This is a genomic window from Campylobacterota bacterium, from assembly GCA_040752835.1.
Lineage (GTDB): Bacteria > Campylobacterota > Campylobacteria > Campylobacterales > Sulfurimonadaceae > Sulfuricurvum.
The window spans coordinates 192074-213913 of sequence record JBFMGG010000008.1 but is presented as its reverse complement, the minus strand read 5'-3'; the positions used below and the strand labels follow the sequence as shown (position 1 = coordinate 213913).

The 21840-nt window shown below is 54.2% G+C and carries 20 protein-coding genes; 7 read left to right on the top strand and 13 right to left on the bottom strand.

Annotation, left to right across the window (positions count from 1 at the left end; all coding sequences use genetic code 11):
* Positions 1–5: 5 nt before the first annotated feature.
* The 5 genes from ruvB to AB1763_10965 all read left to right on the top strand — a co-directional run bounded on the left by ruvB (position 6) and on the right by AB1763_10965 (position 4414).
* Positions 6–1013: a Holliday junction branch migration DNA helicase RuvB gene (gene ruvB / locus AB1763_10985; GenBank protein ID MEW5833349.1), complete on the top strand. Its 1008-nt coding sequence runs from the start codon at positions 6–8 to the stop codon at positions 1011–1013.
* Positions 1010–2053: an AI-2E family transporter gene (locus AB1763_10980; GenBank protein ID MEW5833348.1), complete on the top strand. Its 1044-nt coding sequence runs from the start codon at positions 1010–1012 to the stop codon at positions 2051–2053. The genes ruvB and AB1763_10980 overlap by 4 nt, the downstream gene beginning before the upstream one ends.
* An 85-nt stretch (positions 2054–2138) precedes the next feature.
* The gene (locus AB1763_10975; GenBank protein ID MEW5833347.1) at positions 2139–2531 is read left to right on the top strand and encodes a hypothetical protein; all 393 of its coding nucleotides are present in this window, start codon (positions 2139–2141) and stop codon (positions 2529–2531) included.
* A gap of 6 nt (positions 2532–2537) precedes the next feature.
* Positions 2538–3200, top strand: a complete 663-nt coding sequence (locus AB1763_10970; protein MEW5833346.1) for a response regulator transcription factor — start codon at positions 2538–2540, stop codon at positions 3198–3200.
* A 71-nt stretch (positions 3201–3271) separates the two neighbouring features.
* On the top strand, positions 3272–4414 hold the full coding sequence (locus AB1763_10965; GenBank protein MEW5833345.1) for an ArsS family sensor histidine kinase: 1143 nt from the start codon (positions 3272–3274) through the stop codon (positions 4412–4414).
* On the opposite strand, the gene lgt is transcribed toward AB1763_10965, so the two are convergent.
* Genes lgt through hemN form a run of 5 tightly spaced genes read right to left on the bottom strand, consistent with a single transcriptional unit; the run spans position 4378 to position 8914 of the window.
* Positions 4378–5202, bottom strand: coding sequence for a prolipoprotein diacylglyceryl transferase (gene lgt / locus AB1763_10960; protein ID MEW5833344.1), 825 nt, complete (start codon positions 5200–5202; stop codon positions 4378–4380). The genes AB1763_10965 and lgt overlap by 37 nt on opposite strands.
* 1 nt (position 5203) lies before the next feature.
* On the bottom strand, positions 5204–5779 hold the full coding sequence (locus tag AB1763_10955; GenBank protein MEW5833343.1) for a flavin reductase family protein: 576 nt from the start codon (positions 5777–5779) through the stop codon (positions 5204–5206).
* Entirely contained in the window at positions 5776–6267 is a 492-nt protein-coding gene (locus AB1763_10950) for a pyridoxamine 5'-phosphate oxidase family protein (GenBank protein MEW5833342.1), read from the bottom strand. The genes AB1763_10955 and AB1763_10950 overlap by 4 nt, the downstream gene beginning before the upstream one ends.
* Positions 6264–7544, bottom strand: coding sequence for a (Fe-S)-binding protein (locus AB1763_10945; GenBank protein ID MEW5833341.1), 1281 nt, complete (start codon positions 7542–7544; stop codon positions 6264–6266). The genes AB1763_10950 and AB1763_10945 overlap by 4 nt, the downstream gene beginning before the upstream one ends.
* 2 nt (positions 7545–7546) lie before the next feature.
* Positions 7547–8914: an oxygen-independent coproporphyrinogen III oxidase gene (hemN, locus tag AB1763_10940; protein ID MEW5833340.1), complete on the bottom strand. Its 1368-nt coding sequence runs from the start codon at positions 8912–8914 to the stop codon at positions 7547–7549.
* 185 nt (positions 8915–9099) lie between these two features.
* Here hemN and AB1763_10935 point away from each other — a divergent pair, with 185 nt between their 5' ends.
* Complete coding sequence (locus tag AB1763_10935; GenBank protein MEW5833339.1) at positions 9100–9849, top strand: response regulator; 750 nt, start codon at positions 9100–9102, stop codon at positions 9847–9849.
* Here the strand turns inward: AB1763_10935 and AB1763_10930 are convergent.
* The 5 genes from AB1763_10930 to pepN all read right to left on the bottom strand — a co-directional run bounded on the left by AB1763_10930 (position 9834) and on the right by pepN (position 17446).
* Entirely contained in the window at positions 9834–12128 is a 2295-nt protein-coding gene (locus tag AB1763_10930) for an ATP-binding protein (protein MEW5833338.1), read from the bottom strand. The two genes, AB1763_10935 and AB1763_10930, sit on opposite strands and share 16 nt — an antisense overlap.
* 50 nt (positions 12129–12178) lie before the next feature.
* Positions 12179–12991 carry a peptide deformylase gene (locus AB1763_10925; protein MEW5833337.1) on the bottom strand — a complete coding sequence of 271 codons (813 nt, stop codon included), beginning with the start codon at positions 12989–12991 and terminating at the stop codon, positions 12179–12181.
* A gap of 57 nt (positions 12992–13048) precedes the next feature.
* Positions 13049–13213: a hypothetical protein gene (locus AB1763_10920; protein MEW5833336.1), complete on the bottom strand. Its 165-nt coding sequence runs from the start codon at positions 13211–13213 to the stop codon at positions 13049–13051.
* A 17-nt stretch (positions 13214–13230) separates the two neighbouring features.
* Positions 13231–14700: an FAD-dependent oxidoreductase gene (locus AB1763_10915; protein ID MEW5833335.1), complete on the bottom strand. Its 1470-nt coding sequence runs from the start codon at positions 14698–14700 to the stop codon at positions 13231–13233.
* A 139-nt stretch (positions 14701–14839) separates the two neighbouring features.
* A complete protein-coding gene (pepN, locus tag AB1763_10910; GenBank protein MEW5833334.1) occupies positions 14840–17446 on the bottom strand; it encodes an aminopeptidase N in 2607 nt (868 codons plus the stop codon).
* Between the two features lie 86 nt (positions 17447–17532).
* Here pepN and AB1763_10905 point away from each other — a divergent pair, with 86 nt between their 5' ends.
* Entirely contained in the window at positions 17533–18705 is a 1173-nt protein-coding gene (locus AB1763_10905; protein ID MEW5833333.1) for a hypothetical protein, read from the top strand.
* Between the two features lie 3 nt (positions 18706–18708).
* Here AB1763_10905 and AB1763_10900 read toward each other — a convergent pair whose 3' ends face one another.
* From AB1763_10900 to AB1763_10890, 3 genes are all read right to left on the bottom strand, one after another.
* Entirely contained in the window at positions 18709–19818 is a 1110-nt protein-coding gene (locus AB1763_10900; GenBank protein ID MEW5833332.1) for a methyl-accepting chemotaxis protein, read from the bottom strand.
* A complete protein-coding gene (locus tag AB1763_10895) occupies positions 19819–20214 on the bottom strand; it encodes a PAS domain-containing protein (GenBank protein ID MEW5833331.1) in 396 nt (131 codons plus the stop codon). It abuts the gene before it with no gap.
* Between the two features lie 139 nt (positions 20215–20353).
* Positions 20354–21781: an FAD-dependent oxidoreductase gene (locus AB1763_10890; GenBank protein ID MEW5833330.1), complete on the bottom strand. Its 1428-nt coding sequence runs from the start codon at positions 21779–21781 to the stop codon at positions 20354–20356.
* Positions 21782–21840: the final 59 nt, after the last annotated feature.

Genomic DNA, 21840 nt, shown 5'->3' with positions numbered 1-21840 from the left:
GACTCGTGGAACGGATTGTAGAGATCGAAAAGTTTGATGCCGAAGAATCGAGCGAAACTTCGCTCCGACCAAGCGGCTGGAACGATTACATCGGGCAAGAGCAGATCAAAAAAAATCTGGGCGTCTTTATCGAAGCGAGCAAAAAACGCTCCGAAGCGCTCGATCACGTCCTCTTCTTCGGACCTCCCGGACTGGGGAAAACGACGCTTGCGCTGATCATCGCCAACGAGATGGGAAGCAACATCAAGGTGACGGCCGCGCCGATGATCGAAAAAAGCGGCGATCTCGCCGCGATTCTGACCAATCTTGAAGAGGGGGACATCCTCTTTATCGATGAAATCCATCGCCTCTCCCCTGCGGTGGAAGAGATCCTCTATCCCTCGATGGAGGACTTCCGCCTCGACATCATCATCGGAAGCGGCCCGGCAGCGCAGACGGTAAAGATCGATCTGCCGCGCTTCACGCTGATCGGGGCCACCACGCGGGCGGGAATGCTATCCAACCCCTTGCGGGACCGTTTCGGGATGAATTTCCGGATGCAGTTCTACACCCCCGACGAATTGTGCGCTATCATCGCTCAAGCTTCCCTCAAACTTGGAAAGGCCATCGACAAACATGCGGCGATGGAGATCGCCAGACGCTCGCGCGGAACCCCGAGGATCGCCCTGCGGCTGCTGAAACGGGTACGTGATTTCGCCGACGTCGCCAACGAGAGCACCATCGTCCACGAACGTTCCCGCTACGCCCTCGACCAGCTGGGGATCAACGCCCACGGGTTCGACGAAATGGACATCCGCCTCCTGAAACTCCTGATGGAAGCCAAAGGGCGGGCGATGGGACTCTCCACGATCGCCGCGGCACTGAGCGAAGACGAAGGGACGATCGAAGACGTTCTTGAGCCCTATCTCCTCGCCAACGGCTACCTCGAACGCACGGCCAGAGGAAGGGTAGCAACGCCGAAAACCTACGATCTGCTCAAATTCGGCTCCCCGCAGCAGGGGCTGTTTGAATGATCAGAAAAGAGCATTTTACCCTGCTCCTCCTCGCGTTTGCGAGTTACGGTATTTACCGTCTTTACGAGCCGTTTTGGATGAATATCGTCATCGCCGTGCTGCTTGCGATCTCGACGTACCACATACAAGCCGGGTTCGTCGTGCTCACCAAAAGCCGGTTTTGGGCGTCGATGCTCTCGACTCTCATGCTCGCTGCACTCTTTTTCGCCCCGTTGGGATATTTCCTCTTCCATTTTTCGGTCCTGCTGCAAAATCTCGATCCCGCGTCGGTGAATACGTTTCAAGCCACCTTTCGGGGATGGATGGAACATCTGCCCCCTTCCCTCGCCCGGTTCGAAGCGAAAATCGAGGCTTCGCTCAACCGTCTCGACACCGCCGCACTCGCCCAGCATGCGCTCGACTATGCTTCCCAGATCGGAAGTTTCGCCATGTCGTTTCTCTCCGGGGCGGTTTTTATCCTGATTTTTTATTTCATCGCCCACTATTACGGAAAAGAGATCTTCGAATTTTTCAAACGTTCCACCCATTTTCCGCAGCAGGAAAGCACGCTGATTCTCTTTGAGATGCGTTCTTCGATGAGCGTCGTGTTTTACTCGATCCTCGTGACGGCGGTGTTCGAGGGGGCATTGTTCGGGGTTGCGGTCGGATATATGGGGTACAACGGGCTGTTGTTTGGGATCATGTACGGTTTTGCCTCGCTCATCCCCGTCGTGGGGGGAGTGTTGATGTGGGTCCCTTTCGCCCTGTATGAATTCTCGCTCGGCAATGCCGAGAACGCGTTGTTCATCTCCCTCTACACCGTTATCGTCATCTCGGTCATCGCCGATACCTTTATCAAACCGGTCATCATCAAGATCATCAACCAGCAACTGATCAAACCGCAAGAGAAAATCAACGAACTGATCATCTTTTTCGCCATCATTGCCGGGCTTGCGACATTCGGGTTCTGGGGAATGATCATCGGACCGGCGATCACGGTACTGTTTTTGACCCTGCTTCGGATCACCGAAACACAACGCCGGGAGGGTGAGGGCCGTTAATCCCGTTAACATTGGATTGACGCAACGTTGGATGAGTTTTCCTATCATATCGGTGTATGAACAATCAAACAAACGGAGTACAACCATGAAAAAGATTCTTAGTGCGGCCCTGATCCTCGGAGCCACGGCATTGATGGCATGTCCTATGGGAATGGGACAGGGAATGTTCAACGGCGGCATGTGCAAAGGCGGAATGATGGAGAAATGCCAGTGCGATACGAAACAGCTTCCCAGAGCTCTCGAAGCGCTCGATCTGAACGACAAACAAAAAGAGCAGATCATCAAACTGCGCGAAGAAACGCAGGCATTCCACAACAAACAGCATGAAAAGATGCTCTCCGTCCTCACACCCGAGCAGCGCGGCAAAATTGAATACATGCGCAAGCTCAAAGGGCAGAAATGCGGTCCTGCACAGGGGATGTATCCGCCACAGGGCAAAATGGGCGGCATGGGTTGCAAAAACTGCGATAATAAGTAAAACGGCATGATTAAAATCCTCCTGATCGAAGACGACCTCGAAATCTCGGATCTTTTGACCCAGTATTTGAGCCGTTACCAGATGGAGGTGATCGCCTACGAGCATCCCCGCGCCGCTCTGGCATCGCTGGGTATCGAATCGTACGATCTCGTGCTGCTCGACCTCACCCTCCCCGATATCGACGGGCTTGAGGTGTGCAAATCGCTCAGGGAACGGAGCGACATCCCCATCATCATCTCCTCGGCCCGGAGCGATTTGGGAGACAAAGTGATCGCCCTCGAACTGGGAGCGGATGACTATCTCCCCAAGCCCTACGAGCCCAGAGAGCTTGTCGCACGGATCCAAAGCCTGCTCCGCCGCGTCGGCGGTAAAACGATACAGGCCAGTAGCGAGACGTTTCGCGTCGACGACAACGGGATCTACAAAGAGGGGGCACTTCTCCCGCTTACCCGTGCCGAATTCGAGCTCCTGGCCCTCCTGATCAAACACCGCCGTCAAATCGTCTCGCGCGATTTCATCGCCAACAACGTCGAATCGATCGGCTGGGAAAGCTCGGAACGGAGTATCGATGTTCTCATCAGCCGCATCCGCCAGAAGATCGAAGCCAACCCCAAACATCCCACTCTCATCCGTTCCGTCCGCGGAATGGGTTATCAGTTTACCCTATGATTTCACGCCGACATTCCGTTTTTTTTAAACTTCACGCCTTTTTTTTCCTTGCGCTGGTTGTTTTAATACTCTTGTTCCTCTCCGCTCTCGGTGAACAGGAACGCCAGAAATTTCATCTACTCGCCCACCGTTCGATGGAACTTTCCCGGATCGTCGACGAAACCCGGGGGCGCAGCTGCGCCGATACGAATGCCGAACTCTCTGCGGCCGGGTTCAAGGTCATTGCGGGGAAAACACCCCGCTGTGAAGCGCTCAAACTCCCTCCGCCCATGCAAGAAAAACTCCGTTCGCGAAACGTACGGGTCACGATTTACAAGGATGACGCCGGAGTCATTTATGAACTCGATCAGGGGCATTGCACGATGTTTTACCGCGACACGGCGGAAGGGAAAACCTACTACTTCGTCTGGTTTTTGTTCGTGGCGTTGCTGGGGGGACTGGTGAGCATGTACCTGCTGCTGTGGAGCAACCTCAGACCGCTGAAGCGTCTCTACGAGCAAATCCGGCTCTACGGCGAAGGGAAAGAGACAGTCAACACGACGAGCAAAGGCAAAGATGAGATCGCCCTGATCTCCAACGCCTTCAACGATGCCCTCGAAAAACAGGCGAAGTTGAAAAAATCGCGCGAATTGTTTCTGCGTAACATGATGCACGAACTCAAAACCCCCATCACCAAAGGCAAACTCATCGTCGAACTCGAAGAACCGAGTCCGAACCGCAATCTGCTGGGGAAACTTTTCGAACGGCTTGAACGTCTGATCAACCAGATGGCCCAGATCGAGAAAATGCACGCGTTTGCGCTGAATAAAGAGAGCGTATCGCTGGAATCCGTCATTAAAACCGCGGCGGACAACCTCATCCTCGATCCACAGAACATCCGGCTGGAAGGGTGTGATCGAATCTTGCTCGTCGATGAAGCCCTTTTTACGAGCGCGCTGCAAAATCTGATCGACAACGCCTACCGCCATGCCGCATCTTATCCGATCGACATCCGCTGCGACGGGGAAAAAATCTGCATTTCCAACAGCGGCGAACCACTCAAACGCCCCGTTGAGGAGGCATTACAGGCTTTCGTTACGGAGAGGGGAGACGGGGGGCTGGGGCTGGGACTCTACATTGCCCAGTCGGTGTGCGACATGCACCGTTTTTCACTCGATTATCACTACGTGGAGGGTATTCACCGCTTCTGCATCCGGTTCCGTGAGCGGAAATAGGCCCACAACACTGCCGCAACGGCTGCCATGGCAAAACTGAGCACCATCCCGAGGGTCAGCCATTCTCCCGCGAGATAGCCGATCTGAGGATCGGGAGCGCGAAAGAATTCGACCAGTCCCCGACCGATTCCGTAACTGAATCCGTACACCAGGATCAGTTCCCCCTCGAACGCCTTACGCTTGCGGTAGAGATAGACGATGGCAAAGACGACAATCCCCTCGACAAACGCTTCGTAAAGCTGCGAGGGGTGGCGAAGGGTATCGTAGACGTAAATGCCCCAGGGAACATCGGTCGCGCGGCCAACCAGTTCCTGGTTCAGGAAGTTGCCGATCCGTCCGAACACATACCCCAGAGGTACGGAGATCGCTACGACATCCATCAGCCGCCCGAAGGGGATACCGCTGCGGCGGACGAAAAGGTACGAAGCGATCAGGAACCCAATCACGGCACCGTGGTAGCTCATCCCCCGGATGCCGACATACTGCCCGTCCATGAAGGGGTTGAAAATCTGCCACGGGTGGGTCAGGTAATACCACGAATTCGGATCGTAAAAGAAAACGTACCCCAGCCGCGCACCGAGGATCACCCCGAAGACTTCCCACGAGAAAAAATCGTCAAGCTGCTCTTTGGTGATGGCGATGCTGTCTTTGACGATGGTCCATTTGGCCACGGCGAATGCGGTAAACAGCGCGGCGACGTACATCAGCCCATACCAGTGGACCGGTATGGAGAAAAGATGGAAGGCGACAGGATCGAACTGGTCGTAAATATGATTCCAAAATTCCATGTTACCCCTTGATCCGTTTTGCGCCGACAAGATAATCGCGCCCCACACGGCCGATGTTTTGCAGATGCACGTTGTAGCGCTCGTCTACCACTCCTTCGGCATAGTAAAAATGCTCGATTCTCAAAAAAGCGATGCTCATCGGGCTCTCTTTGAGTTCGGTAATCTGATGCAGCGAGCACAGCAGTGCCGCCTTCGCATCCGTGACCATCGGCGGATACCCTTCCAGCGCCGTTTTCATATCGATGCCGCAGTGTTCGCTTTCGCTGACGCCGTAAGGAAGCGGTTCGGCACTCGCTTCGATGGGGGATGCATGGATGTCGTGCGCAAGGGATATCGTTGCTTTGCCCGTGTCGAGGATATTGCGGATCGAGTCTTTAAGCCCGCCGTTTTCGTGTCGTCCAAAGGAGACCATGACGCACGGAAGCACCGTGGAGACGGGAATGAAATAGCTGTAGGGGGCGAGGTTTACGCCCCCTTCCCCCACCGTCGAAATCCATGCGATCGGACGGGGAAAGATCGTATTGCTCATCAGTTTGTAGACGATATCGGGTTTGAGTCCCGTCGGATCGATAATCACGCTTTCTCCTTCTGGTGCTGCCCCATGATCTGGGTCACTACTTCGAGATTTTGGTTCAGACGGTACGCTTTGCCAAATCCCATCACGACACTGCCGCCTTGAGGGGAAAGTCGGAAAAGGTGAAAATCTCCCATCTGCGTCAAAGAACCGATGAGTTCAGGATCGAAATGGGCTTTGAACCGTTCGATGATTGCACCGTACATCGGATCGGTACGAACCGTATCTGACGCTCTTGCTTCTATCGTCACCCGTTTGCGGGCAAACGGCTGAGCGCATCGCGATTCGTCTTCGGTGAACAGCAGCGAAATATGGGGGTTGGCCAAAAGGTTGCGTCCGTGCTGTGCCACGGTACTGATGAGGATGTAAAAATCGCTTCCCATCCGAACAAACGGTGCCGTACTGGCGTGCGGTACCCCTTCGGGAGTCACCGAAGCGATCATGAGGGTTTGAAACGTCTCCAGAAACGATTCGACCTCCAAAGCCGTCATTGTCGGAGGGCTTCCGCGATCAGTTCGATCGGATTTTTGAATACGACGTCGAGGGAAGCTTCGTGAAGGGAATTGTTGATCTGCATACGGCACGCACTGCACTCGGCAGTGACGATCTGCGCTCCGCTTTTTCCGATCATCGCGGCCTTGGGTTTTCCGGCGGCCTGCGCGTAATGGAATTTCTCGGTCTGCATCGTGACCCCGCCAAACCCGCAACAGGCGTTGGGATCGCTCATTTCGGTAATCGTGTAATTCTGTCCGACCAGCGCGCGGGGTTCTTTGTAGACACCCTGCATTTTTCGCGCGTGGCAGGGGTCGTGGTAGGTAACTACCAGATCGCTGCGCCCTTTGGATGCCAAAAGTGCTTTCAGTTCCGTTTTTTGCTCCAGCCACTCGGTCGCCATGAAGATTTTGTTCTTGAGCCGGTTGGCTCTTTCACGCCACTCGGGCTGATCGTGGAAATAGTGGTCGTAATCGATCTTGATCATCGCGCTGCAGGTCGCTTCGGGAATAATGATCGCTTCGACGTCGTCGATAAAACTCTCGAAATACTCGATGTTCTTTTTCGCGTTGTGATCGACGGTGGTGAAATCCCCCGTAAAATAGGCCGGCGCCCCGCAGCACAGCTGTTTTTTGGGGATAAACGCATCAATTCCCAGCGCTTCGAGAATTTCGACAAGCCCCTTTCCGATTTCGGTATAGCTGTAGTTCCCCAGACAGCCGATGAAAATCGCAACCCGCCGTTTGCCGCCGTTGTCGATCTCTTCGGGGTAGGTGTTGAGAAACGACGTTTTCCCCATCGAAGGGAGCAGACGGTCTTTTTTGATGATGGGAAGCGAAAAACGCGGCGTCATCGACTGCGTCTGTTCTTTGATCTTGAAACCGCAGGTCTGGAAGACGTACCCGAGCTTGAACATCAGGTCCATCAGTTTGCGGTGACGGAGAAGAAGGAAAAAGGCCCGCTTGAACCATGCGATGCCGTAGCGGTCGGCGATGTCGGCGCGCACCTGCTCGATCACCATATCGGTCGGCAGCGCCTTGGGACAGACGTCGGTGCAGTTGGTACACAAAAAGCAGCTTTCGAAAATTTCTTTGGCGTTTTTGTCCAGCTCAAGCTGCCCGCGCTCGTACGCACCCAGCAGGTCGATGAAGCCGCGCGGAGAGGTAACTTCGTCGGCGTTGACATTGTGGATGGTACAGACCGGAATACATTTCCCGCATTTGATACACGCGTCCGACGTCGCCGTGAAATTGAAAAGTTCGCCCTGTCGCGTCATGGTCACACCGTTTTGCTGAACGCCTTGTCGGATGCGGCATGACGTTTCATGTAAGCATCGAAAGGCATCGAGATATTACGGATGAGCAGCGTCCCCGTAGGGGTGCACTCGATCGCATTCGGAGTGATGGTGAGCAGTCCGTCGGCCTCAAACGGCTTCAGCGCTTCGAGGGCATCGGCGAAATACTCCGCGAATTTTACCCCGTAGGCCGTTTCGAAGCGGGGAATGTCGAGCTTGAAATTGCTCATCAGCTCCATGATGACGTACTGACGTATCCGGTCGTCCGCGTTCAGCGCCACGCCTCGTTCGTGCGGCAGGCGCCCCGCATCGATCGCCGCTTCGTACGCTTCCATCTCTTTGAAATTCTGGGCGTAATAATCGACCCCCTCGCCGATACTGGTAAGACCGATCCCGATCAGGTCCGCCCCCCCTTTGGTGGTGTACCCCTGGAAATTACGGTGGAGTTCCCCTTTTTCGATCGCTTTGAAAAGCTCATCCTCGGGTTTGGCGAAATGGTCCATTCCGATCATCTTGTAACCGCACTCGGCCATGTGGTCGATCGTGTAGCGCATGATCGCGAGTTTTTCGCTCGGATGGGGAAGCGTCGTCTCGTCGATTTTGCGCATCGTCTTTTTAAGCCACGGTACGTGGGCGTAGTTGAACACCGCAAAACGGTCCGGATCAAGGGAAACCGCCAAGTCCAGCGTCTTTTTGAAGGTTTCGAGACTCTGATACGGCAGGCCGTAGATGAGATCGACGTTGACGCTCACCATGTTGTATTTACGCGCCAGATCCATCGCCGCCTTGGTGATGTCGTAGGGCTGGACGCGGTGGACCGCGACCTGTACTTTCTCGTCGAAATCCTGAATCCCGAAGCTGACACGGTTGAAACCCGCGTCGCTGAGCACTTTCATCTGTGCTTCGTCGATGTGGCGGGGATCGATCTCGCAGCTGATCTCGGCTCCTTCTGCGAAATTTTTGAAATGGCCTTTGATGGCCGCGATAATCCGGTGGAGCTGATCGGCGTCAAAAAAGGTCGGAGTCCCTCCGCCGAAATGGAGCTGAATAACCGGGCGCTTCACGTCGATGTGATCGGCCAAAATCGCCATTTCCCGGATCAGATAGTCGATGTATCGCTCTTTTTTGTCCTCTTTGGAGGTAAACACGACATTACAGCCGCAGAAATAACAGGCGTTTTTGCAAAACGGAAGGTGGAAGTATAAAGACAAAGGGCGCGAAGGGTCCTGCGCGTGAAGCTTGGCCAGGTACGCATCGTAGTCGAACGCGTCGCTGAATTCAAGCGCGGTGGGGTAACTCGTGTACCGGGGACCCGGCTTGGAATATTTCGTAAATTTGTCAAAATCAAGCATTCATATCGTCCTGTGCGTCCTACGTTGATCGCGATTATGCCCCTTTTGGGTTGAATAACGGATAAAAAAGCGACATTATTCGAAAAGCGGGGGGGAAAACTCCGTTTTTTGAACACAAAATACTTTGAGTTTCACCGGTTCTGTGCTAGAATCATAATATTTTGTAAATCGTTTAAAGAGGATGTATGAGCCCAATCAAGGTACTGGTCGTCGAAGATGATGAAGTGACTGCGGTCAATCTGAAAATGTCGCTGGAAAAACAGGGATACGACGTCGTATCCACCGCCGACAACGCGGTGACGGCCCGCAACAAGATCAAAATCTACAACCCCGATATCGCCCTGATCGATATCGGCCTCCAAAAAACGATGGACGGCATCGAGCTGGCGCAGTTCATCCGGGACAAGCACCCTCTTCCGTTTATCTACCTCACGGCCCATTCGGACAATGACATGCTGAGTAAAGCCAAAAAAACCGAGCCCTACGGCTACATCGTCAAGCCGTTTGATCCCATCAATCTTCACACCACGATCCAGATGGCGATTTACCGGTTCAAGGAAGAGAAAAAACGCAATTCCAACCTCGACGAACTCAAGTCAGACCGCGAACAGCTCGAAAAGCTCGTCTATGCGAAAAAGCTTTCGGACAAACCGATCGTCGAATTTGGTGAGGGCTACCGTCACGACATCGGGCTGGGAGAGACCTATTACCAGGACAAAAAAATCAAACTGACCAAAAAAGAGAATGCGTTTATCCGCCTTCTCGTCGCCCAGCTGGGGAGCGTCGTCGATTTCGAACAGGCGATCAACTACGTCTGGGACACCAAAGGAGCGACCGACAACAGCGTCCGCACCCTCGTATGGCGCCTGCGGGCGAAACTGCCCACCGACGTTATCAAAAACGCTTCGGGCGTAGGATACTACCTCGAAGAGTAACCCGCCTCTTTCGCCGGAAACCTGCGGGTAAACTCGCCGCAGAGTACCTCATGGGCTTCGGAAAAATCGAATTCTTCTTCTCCCGCCGCCGCCGACTCCTCGATCACCCGTGCCAGCCGCGACAGTTCCTCGAAACGGAAATTGCTGCTCGACCCTTTGATCGAATGGGCCACGAACGCGATTTCCTCGTACGATTTCGCATCGATCGCTTCGCGAAGCTCCTCGAGCGAACGCTCCATTTTCGCACGGTAAATCCCCAGCAGCTGCTCAATCTGTTCTTGATCAAGCATCAGCGCGCTCTTGAGGTGATCCATGTCGATGGAGTTTTCCTCCTCCTCTGAGACATCCGAGAGAGCGACGGGTCTGCTTTGGAGGTAGCGCTCGAAAACCTGCTCGATCTCACGCAGAACGATCGGCTTGCCCAAAAATGCATCGTACCCGTTTTGGATGGCCCGCTCGCGCGCCCCTTTGATCACATTCGCGGTCAGAGCGACAATGGGGGTATGACGCCGCTTCGTCTTGGATTCGTACGCCAACATGGCGGCCGTCGCCTCGTTGCCGTCCATCACGGGCATCTGTTCGTCCATCAGTACGATGTCGTACTCCCCGCGTTCAAACTCCCGAAGCGCTTCGGCTCCGTTCGAGACGATCGTGTAACCCAGGCCGTAACGCTCCAGTACGATGCGGATCAACTCCTGGTTGGCGCTGTTGTCTTCCGCGACGAGAACGTTCCCCTCAAAGCCGCATCCCCGGCACGGACTCTTCGGCAGCGCACCCTCGCGGGCCGTACCTTCTAACGCTTCGTTGAAAGCGCCTTGGAGCTTGGTGCAGTAAATCGGGAAGGTCAGCGGAACGATATTGGCGACGGTATCGTAACGGTCATCGAGGAAATCGAGAATCGCGATCGAGGGGATATTCCGTTCGATGATGGCACTGCGTTTCGTTTCGTCGATTGCACTTTCGAGAAAAATCAGCAGATCCGCCGATTCGTCCACCGTATCAATCTGCATGATCTTCAATCCGAAATGTTCCCAGTAACGCCGCAGCGATTCGAGCTTGTACCCCTCTTCCTCGGGATAGCTCAACAGTGCGATGCGGAGGTTTTCCATCCGGGAGGGGTCGAACTTCGATATAAAACACTCCGTATTGACCGTCACGGGGATTTTGAGGGTAAACACGCTCCCTTTTCCGGGTGAGGATTCGAGTTCGATACCCCCGCCCATATGGACGGCAAGCTGACGGCAGATCGAAAGTCCCAGGCCGCTTCCGCCTTGAAGCTGCTTGCCGCATTCCTGGACCTGCGAAAAGGCATCGAAGATTCTCTCCTGGTCGGCCGGTTTGATCCCGATCCCCTGGTCGCTGACCGAGAGGTAGAGCAATCCCTCTTCATAGCGCGCTTCGACGTGGATCACCCCGGCATGATCGGTAAATTTAATGGCATTGCTCAGAAAATTCCCCAGGATCTGCTTGATCCGCAACGCGTCGGCCGTCATCTCGTAGGGAATCGAGGGATCGATAAAGCTGGTGAGGGTGATACTTTTGGAATTGGCGCTGGGGACGAACAGCTCCATCGTATGCGAAATTTCGTCATGGATGTTAAACGGCTGCGGATCGACCGTAAATTCGCCGCTGCGGAGCTTTGAGAAATCGAGGATGTCGTTGATGATGTGCAGCAGCGTCTCGCCGCTGTTGGAGATGATGTCAAGATACTTTTGCGACCGCGGATTGGTCGTTTCGTCCCGAAGCAGCGAAACGAATCCCAAAATGGCGTTAAGGGGGGTACGTATCTCGTGCGACATGTTCGAGAGAAAGTATTCCTTCGCTTTTGACGCGTTGAGGGCTTCCTGCTCTTTTTGGTAGATCGTATCGGTGTAGAGCTTGAGCACCCCCGCAAAATTCTGGTCGAACAGATAGCTGATCGTGCTGAATACCCCCTGGGCATTGACCCCGAGTCGATAGGTGGCGTCGATGACCGAGCGCTTAAAATGGGTACAGAGGACAAAAAGTTCGTCCGCCCGGATCTCTTTATCCTTGAGGTAGTCGATCAGATCGGCGATGACGGGACACTGCCCGATCTCCATCTCTCCCGAAACGACCCCCATGAAATAATCAAAAACGTTCGATGCGTAACGGTTGACGAAAAAGTCGGTATCGATCTCGTGGCGCTTGAGAATATCCGAACAGATCTCGTGCGAAACCCATTCGGCGAGTATCGACCCCTTTTCCGCGATCAAAACATCTCTGGCATCCTGCAACTGCGACAAATCGGGGAAATTCATACCCTATCCTCTTGAAACGATGACGGTATAATACTATAATTTTTTATTATTTATGGTCTGATCCAGAAAAAGACGCCCGCCGCAATCAGCAAAAACTGCGCCCCTAAAATGGCGGTCGTGCCGATGATATTTCCGGTCTGACAGCTGGTGCACTGTTTGTATTTTCGCGATTCGTAGAAAGCGTAGAGGACATAGCCGACGATGAGCAGCGGCACCGCCGTCAAGGCGGCGGCATCGATCCAAAACACTGTTTGCGCGTATGTCGGAGAGAGAATCAAAGGGAACAAAAAACTCGCCGCGATCAGAAGCATCGTCCACTTCGCCCCTTTTTTGAAGTAATCGCGCACGAATACCCTCGGGCAGCTTCCGCCACGGGCATCGGCGACCAGTCCGAATTCGAGGTGATCGTCGATACGCCGCTTCATTTCACGATCCACCCGATCGACAAAAGTACTCCCAAAAGCGTAATCGAGATACTGCTGGAACCGGCGGGCCTCTTCCCCCTCCAGATCGCGGTGACACGGATTCCCTTCCGTATCTTCGTAGATAACGGTGACCCGGGTAAAACGGTCGACGTCGACGCTGATGCCGGGGTAATAGAGGCTGCGTTCGGTAAATACCGCTTTTTCCGACTGCTTGATCAGCCGCGCGTTGACATAAGGGACATACGATTCCCCTTCTTTCATGACGATGACGTTGTACTGGATACCGATCAAAATTGCGGTGAGGGCATCGAGGTCGTTGGCCTTCATCGTATCGATCATATCGGTAATCGATGCACGCAGTTCGCTATCGAAAAAACGGACGTTAGCAGATATCAGACGGATGCGGGGATCGGGATAACGGATAATCTCTCGGATCATGGCACGGACACTTTTTTCGGAAGTTAGGGTTTTGGCCGCGAGGCCAAAACGGGAGAGTTAGTGGCTTTTGCTGACAACGACCAGCATTTTGAGGTTGATGATGATGAAGCGGATAAACTGCCACAGTTTGCAGGTCCGCATAAAGCGCGCCCATTTGCCGGGGATCATCGCCGTATTGAACTTGTCGTTTTTGGCGAAGTTGAATTCTTCTGGTTTTGACATGATTTTCTCCTCTTTCTTTATTCGGGAATAAACGACCAGCCCGGTTTGAGCTTCGCTTTGTAGATAAACAGGTAATGGAGGATGTGTTTGATCCAGTGACCTGCCAGACCGATTTCACCAAACGTATAATCGGTATCACGCCCCGTTCCCGGGTATTTGTCGTAATCGGGAACGACCGGGTAAACGGTCATCGCCGCCGCCTGGCCGTCCAGCCATCCTTTACCGGCGGAAGCGACGCACGCCGCACCCATTTCCGCCATAGAAGCCTCGTGTAGATGGGCGCTCGCACCGTGCTTGATCAGATCACAGATGCTTGCCGCAACCGCTTTTCCGATGATACCGCTGGGCATACCCGTCCGTGGAGGGGTCGGGTTGATAACGGTACCGTTGGGCGATTTCGCCGGTTTGGAGATGATGTGCGGAGGAGCAAACGCGATCCCCGCGGCAAAAACGTTTTTGTACGTAGGGTTCTGGTACGTACGCGGCCAGTCGGAGGCTTTCCACTCTTCGTAGGCTTTTGGCGTATAGTCGGCATCGACTTTCATGAATCCGTTGGGAGCGAATACCGTATCGGTGATATTGTCGCCCGCTTTGTTGTAGGCTTTGAGTCCTACCCCCGCAAACGGAGGAATCAGCATGGAGAAATCGAAGCTCTCTTCACCGGTCGAACCATCAAGCAGTTCGTACGACACTTTCCCTTTTTCGACTTTGTTGACGTGCGCACCGGTGATGTAATCGACGCCGCGCTCGGCAAACAACGACTCGGTGAAGATACGGCTGCTGACGACGTAACCGCCCACTTTCATGTGCAGTCCGCCCATCCCGAAGTCCCCCATGAACGACTCGTTGGATATCCATTTGATGTCGGCCATATCGCGAAGACCCGCTTTGCGGATTTCGTGCTCGACGTTGAAGATGTACTCAAACGCCGCACCCTGGCACGTACACATTCCATGACCCGTCCCGATCAGGATTTTCTGGCGTTCGCCTTTGCGCATTTTGTCCATGATTTTTTCAAGTTCATGCGCCGCGTGTTCGGCATGGTCTGCAGTACACACCGAAACGGTGTGCTCGCCGAGGTTGGATCCCTCTCCCAACCCCGGTGTCGCGCCGAAGTTGAGTTTGGGGCCCGTGGCGTTGATCAGGTAGTCGTACGTGACTTCTTCGCTCACTCCCGCTTTGCCCTGACCGGTGTACTCGATCGTGACGAACGGTTTATCGCTGCCCGCGCTTCCCTCGGGGTTGATGCTCACGGCTTTGGCCTGTTTGTAGGTAATCCCCGCTTTTTCGTAAACGGGAGCGAGATCGAACGTGACATCCTCTTTGGTCATTTCGCCGACGCCGACCCAAATGTTCGAAGGAATCCAGTTCCATTTCGAATTCGGGGTGACGACCACCACCTCATGTTCTTTACCGAGCCAATCCGCCGCGAATGTCGCCGCGGTGTGTCCGGCGACACCGCCGCCGAGGACCACTAATCTCGCCATTGTTTCTCCTTCTAATAAAATCCATTAACGGTGATTATATTACCATTCCATCACAATGTTATCACAACCTTACAAGATGGTTCATATTTTATATTAGAAATTCGACAAAAGATTATAATGTTACCTTTTTTCTCAATTTTTACGGCGTCCCCAAAATCTTCGACACGATCTCGTAGACGTTGTCCGAGAGCCCCGGGTGATTTTTAATCCGCTCCAGTTCCCCCCCCATCATCGGTTTGTGCTCGCCGCACAGCCGGGCGTAGTTTTTGAACGCGCCGGCGAGGCCCGAGGCCACCTGCGGATTGAGCGGATCGATCTGGAGGATTTTGTCGGCGATAAAGCGGTATCCCTCGCCGCTGCGATGGTAAAACGCGACGGGGTTTCGGGCAAAACTGCCGATCAGTGCGCGGACCAGATTGGGTACTTTGATGTCGAATGCCGGATCCTCCTGCAACCCCCTGACCCTCTCGAGAGTCCCTTCACGATGGGACGACGCGCGTACGGCAAAATACTTGTTCATCACCAGCGTTTGATCCCGGTAGCGGGCGTAAAAATGTTCCAGTGCCCCTTCGGCGTGGACGGGGGCATAGTTTTCAAGCAGTTCGAGGGCCCCAAGGCGTTCGGTCATCGTCAGCGACCGGGTGTAATGGGTATGGCACAGTTGCGCGTCCTCTTCGGCCCCCAGACTCATCAGCAGCCCGAGCAAACGGTTTTTCAGCGCCCTGCGCCCCATGCTCTCACCGCTGATCGACGTATCCGAGGGATCGTAGAGGATCGTAATCTGATCGCGGAGGATCGTACCGTAACGCTCCGCAAGAGTCCGTTTGAGACGCTCGATGGCCGAAGCGATCGATTCGACGTCGATGACGCTCTGGCGCTGCATCAACGATGCGATCGAGGGAAGTTCCAGCAGCTGCGCTTTGAACATCGGCTCGATCGAACGATCCGCCAAAACCGCACCGAAGCTTTCGACGAAACGCTCATCGGCATTCTCTCCCCGCATCATCGCTTCGAGCGTTTCGATGCCGAAACGCTGGGCCGCTTCGTAGCGGACAAAGCCGTCGCCGTCGCGGGCCATCAGAAACGGATAATCGAGCTGCCGGCATTCCACGATGACCGGGGCGCTGAATCCACGGTTCAAAGACAGCACCGGGGGAACCTCGATCTCCTCGAACACGATCTCGTGCTTCTCCTCCTCGATCCAGAGCACGTCGCCGTGCAAAACGGTGATGTCGGAGGTTTGAAGCGGATAAGGATCGCCGTTCCCGTTCAACAGGGCGATTTTAAACGGCATGGCGTAAGGGAGCTGTTCGAGGTTCTTGGTGTTTTTGGGCACTTGCTGAACGACGCTCAAACGGAGCTGCCGTTTGAGGGGATCGTGGAGAGCCGAAACGACGAGCGTAGGAGTCCGCTCCTGAGAATACCACCGCTTGAACCGATCCAGATCCACCGGACTTTCGCTCTGCATGGCCCATAAAAATTCCTCCGTTCCCACGGCCCGGCCGTCGAAAGTGTCAAAATAGCGGTCCATCGCGGCGCGGAAACGTTCGGGACCCAGTATCGTATGCATCATCCGGATCACCTCGGCCCCTTTTTCGTAAACGGTCGCCGTGTAAAAGTTGTTGATCTCGATGTAGCTGTCGGGTTTGATGGGATGGGCCGTCGGTCCCGCGTCTTCGACGAACTGTCGTTCGCGAAGGGCGCGGACGTCGTCGATGCGCTGGGTGAGAGGGGAGTTCATGTCGGCGCTGAAACACTGGTCCCGGAAAACGGTCAATCCCTCTTTGAGGGTGAGTTCGAACCAGTTCCGGCAGGTGATGCGGTTCCCCGTCCAGTTGTGAAAATATTCGTGGGCGATCACGCTCTCGATCCCCATGAAATCACCGTCGGTCGCAGTATCCTCGTCGGCCAGAACGTAGTGGGAGTTGAAAATATTCAGCCCTTTGTTCTCCATCGCCCCCATATTGAAACTGTCGACCGCAACGATGCTGTAGACCTCCAGATCGTATTCGCGCCCGTAGGTGTACTCGTCCCACTCCATCGATTTTTTCAACGAACGCATCGCATGACGGCATTTCTCTTCGTTCCCCGGATCGCAGTAAATCGCAAGATCCACCGTTTTGCCGCTCATCGTGGTAAACGTATCCCGGATCGACCCAAGGTCTCCCGCTACAAGGGCAAAAAGGTAAGAAGGTTTGGGAAAGGGGTCTTCCCAGAGGGCAAGATGTTTTCCGTTCTCCAGCGTCGCCGTCCCCCGCAGGTTTCCGTTCCCCAGCAACACGGGGCATTTTTCGCGGTCGGCGATGATTTTGGTCGTAAAACGGGTCATGACGTCGGGACGGTCAATAAAATAGGTAATCCGGCGGAACCCTTCGGGTTCGTTTTGGGTACACCAGATCCCCCCCGAGCGGTAGAGCCCCTCAAGGGCGGTATTTTCATGCGGATAGATACGGGTGATGACGCGGACGGTCGCTTCGTCGGCATCGAGGGGTATGTTCAACCCTTTTTCGTCGGAACGGTACATCGTTTCGGAGTACAGAACCTCATCGACCCACAGCAGTTCGAGTTCCAGCATCTCGCCGTCAAGCCGCAGTTCAGTTGCGGCAGGATCGAGGCGGACGATGCGCATGACGTTGTCGACCCGCGTGGAGCCCTCCTCGATAATGAATTCCAAACGGCATTCGTCAACGGTATAAGCCGGGGGAAGGTAGTCTTTGAAATGGATCGTTTTATGTTCCTGCGTCATCGGTTCCGCCTATTCGTATCGTGTATCTCTTTTTGAAATAATACTCAAATTACGGTACACTTCAGCAACACGAACAGTGAGAAACAATGTTAAACAGTACGCTACAACTGGCACGACAGCCGATTTTGAATCTTTCCGAAGAGATCGTCGGCTACGAATTTTTTTACCGCAACGCTTACGGCGAATGCGTCATCGACGATCCTCGCCACGCTACGGCGTCGGTGCTCGTGAATCTTCTTAACCAAATCGGTTCGGAGGGAGCGTTCGGGGACGTTCTTGCATTCGTCAATACCGACGGCCCCCTGCTGCTGACCGACATCCTCCGCACCCTTCCCAAAGAGAAATTCGTTTTCGAACTCTCCGCCTCTACCAAAATCAACGCGCGCGTCCATGAAGCGATCCGCTATTATTTCTCACTCGGCTACCGGTTCGCGCTCGATAACGCCTCTTTTCACCCCCATTACCTGGAAACTTTTTCCCCTATTTTCCCGTTCGTCGAATTTGCCAAATTCGACGTCACCCAAACCGACATCGAACAGTTCCGTTTCGCCCCGAACCCGTACGGAAAAATGAAATGGATCGCCCAGAAAGTGGAATTTTACGAAATCGTCGAAGCGTACAAAGGGGTCGGGTTCGCGTATTTTCAGGGATTTTATTTTGCCAAAGCGCATCTGATTACCCAAAAACGGATCGACCCTCAGTATTCGGAGGTGATGTCGCTGTTTTCCCTGCTCCAAAAAGACGCTTCGCTCGATGAAATCCACCACTTTTTCAAACAGGAAGGGAGCCTATCGCTGCAGCTGATACAGTTTTTGCGTTCAGTCCATCCCCACTATCTCGAAGGGACGGCGTCGCTGCGCGAAATGCTCGAAAAACTGGGGAAAATGGATCTAATGCAGTGGCTGATGCTGATCATCTACTCCAAATCGGGGACGAAATCGGTCGATGAGCGGAATCCCTATACCGTTTTTGCCCAGAAACGGATCGATACGATGGTTTCGCTTCTTCACAAACTCTCACCCGATCCCGAAGAAAAAACGGTGGAGCGGACCCGTCTGATCGCGATGCTCTCTTTGCTCGAAGGGCTGATGAACGTACCGATTCAGAGGATCGTCGAAGAGCTCAAACCCGATCAGGAGATCGAAGACGCCCTCATCACCCATACGGGCATGCTCGGGCGCATTTATGCGGCGGCGCTGAAACTCGAAAAAGGGGACGTCAACGGGGCGTCGATCCTGCTGCACCCCTACAGCGCATGAGCCTCAGCTCATCGCGTCCATCGCCTCGAGCAGTTCTTCCATCTTACGGTCGACGTTCCCCACATACTGCGTGAGGTCCATCATTTCACCCATGTTTTTGTTCAGCGCTTCGCTGTTGTCGCTGATCGACTGAATCAGGATATTGATCGTCGCGGCGCTTTCGGCAAGGCTCTTCTGGGTCCGCTCGGCGAGTTTGCGCACTTCGTCGGCGACAACGGCGAATCCGCGCCCGTGTTCTCCCGCACGGGCGGCTTCGATCGCCGCATTGAGCGCCAGTAGATTCGTCTGATCGGCAATGTCTCCGATCGTAACCAGAATCTCTTTGGTTTCGCGGACGTTCCCCGTGAGGGCCTGAAGATTGTCGGCAAGTTCGTGCTCTTTGCCCGCGACGTTCTGGATCCGTTCGACGGTCGTGTTGATCATGCCGTTGAGTTCGAGGAACTTCGTCGAACGGAGTTCCTCGATCGTCTGACGTAAGTGAAGCGTGTTGTTGTTGAGCACCTCTTTGGCTTCGGTATTCTGCGCTTCCATCCGCTGCAGGGCGCTGCCGAGCTCGTTGATTTTTGCGAGCATCTGCCCCATTTTCCCCTCGACGCCGATCTCGGCACGGGTGTCGAATTTCCCTTCGCCGAGGGCTTCAAGGACGCGGATCGCCTTGTCGATGTTTTTTTCGGTCTGGTCGAGCATGTTGTTCATCGTCATCCGCAGCAGGTGGACGTGGGGAGTTTTCGTATCGCTCTCAACCCGGCAGCGGTAATGGCCCTGGCTCACCTTGTCGGCCAGCAGCACCATTTCCCCGGCCACCCGGGTGTCGGCGAGCAACATCTCTTCGTGCGCTTTGGCCAAAGCGCCCAGCTTGGCTTCAAGCGATCCGGGGCGTGCGTCGATCGGTTTGATCCGGTTGCGTTTGTAGTACATCAGTTCCATAAACTGGTCGAGGTATCCGTCGATCTGGGCGTTGTGCGCGGAGGGTTGCCAAAGCATCCCGGATGCGACCAGGACGGTAAGGACGGAAGCCGCCGCCATCACGCCCGGGCTTGCACTCATGAATCCGATAACGGTTCCGCCGATTCCCACGGCCGCCACAAGGGCTATTTTCGTCGTATGGTTCATTTAAGCCCCCTGCCGCATCGTTTGATAAAGGCTCTCGGCTTCGGCGATCTCTTCGCGAGAGGGTTTGCGGCGGCACGACATGAATCCGCATTGACCCTCTTCGCACGCGATGTTGGGGAACACGGTCGCATAAACCCAGTAATATCCCCCGTCTTTGGTGCGGTTTTTGACGTAGCCGGTCCAGATTTGACCTTGTTTGACGGTATCCCACAGGTCTTTGAACGCCGCTTTGGGCATATCGGGATGACGGATGATGTTATGGGGTTGGCCGATCAGCTCATCAAGCGTGTAGCCGGCGATTTTGCAGAAATCTTCGTTGGCGAAAAGGATCCGTCCCTTTTCATCCGTTTGCGACACCAGAAAATCGGTGTCGCTCAACACATACTCTTTGCTCATTCCACACCTTTTTACGTATTTTTTATACTCTTCAGGTATGGTAATGCAAGTGACGTACCAACTGACCAAAACAGCGTCAATTACTCTGCCTTATATTTCGACTTTCTTTTGCGTTGTGTATATCCGTAACACGTTTTTATCACATCAGGCCGTTTAGCATGAGATAGCGGTACATCGGCTGAAGCATATAGAGGTCGAAAATCCACCAGATCCAGCGCGGTTTGGCGGGGTCTAACGGAAATGAAGGGGCAAGTCCGTCATAATTGAATTCGGCCATGATGATCTCTCCGTAGGAAACCTTGAGCGGGCAGACGGTATAGCCGTCGAATTTTTCGGCCGGTTCTTTCCCCTCCATCACGGCAATCAGGTTTTTGACGACAACTGGACCCTGATGGCGCGCCGTCCCCCCTGTTTTTCCGATCGGGATACCGCATACGTCCCCGATCCCGAAAACATTTTTGTAGCGGCGGTGCTGCAGCGTCTCGCGGTCGACTTCGAGCCACCCTTGCGCGTTCCCTTTCTGCCATCCCAGCATCGAATCGGCGACCGCATCCACCGCCGCCGTGGGAGGAGAAACATGGATGAAATCGTACTCGAGCACCACTTCCTCTTCTTTGTCGATCATTTCGTACTCTTCGTACTCTTTGTCGTACTCTCCCTGAACCTGGTATTTGTGCAGGAAAGTCGCCTGTTTTTTCTCGGGGTCGATGCGGATCAGTTCGTGTCCGAATTTGTTCGTGATGTTGCCGTAGCGTTTCTGCACGTTTGTGAGTGACGCTTCGATCTCTTCGATACTGAAAAGTTTTTCTCCGGCGGTGGCGAAAATAAATTCCGCATCGAGTTTATCTCTCTTGAGATAATCGTCGCACAGGTAGAGCATTTTTTGGGGAGCGCCACCGCATTTGATCGGGGTGGAAGGTTGGGTAAAGATGACGCGGGGCTTGGAGGTTTTGGCCGCTTCACGCACCGCATTGAACCAATCGCGGGTAATCGTTCCCCCCTCTGCGGTCCCTTTGGCCAGATCGCTCAGATAGACGCTGGATATCCCGTGCTGACCGATCAGGCCGGCGTTGAGTCCTTCGATCTTTTCGTAATGGTACTGCATCCCTGTCGCGACGACGAGGTAATCGTAATCGACTTGTTTTCCCCCCTTGGTGAGCAGCTTGTTCCCCTCCGGATCGAACGTCGCGACTTCGTCGCGGATCCACGTCACATCTTCGCCGATGTAACCGGTGTTGTCGAAAGTAATGTCGTCGGGCTCGTATTCACCCGCGGCAACGAATACCTGGCCGGGCTGATAGACGTGTTTGTCGTTCGGAGCGATGATGGTGATATCGGGATTGGCCAAAGCGCGGCGCAGCCTGGAGAGGACCATCAATGCCCCCGATCCGCCTCCGACGATGACGATACGCCCTTTTGCCTGGGACGCTTCGGCATGCGCCTCGGTTGCGGCGGATGAGGCCAAAACTCCCGCAGCTACAGGCGAAAGCGCCATCAATTTCAATACATCCCGTCGTGAGAGTTCCTGGTGCTCTTTGATTTTTTTCCACAAGTCTTCGTGCTGCATCCGCGTTATCCTTTGGTAGTGTTGTATCGTTAAAACATTATGGAACCAAAGAGATTAAA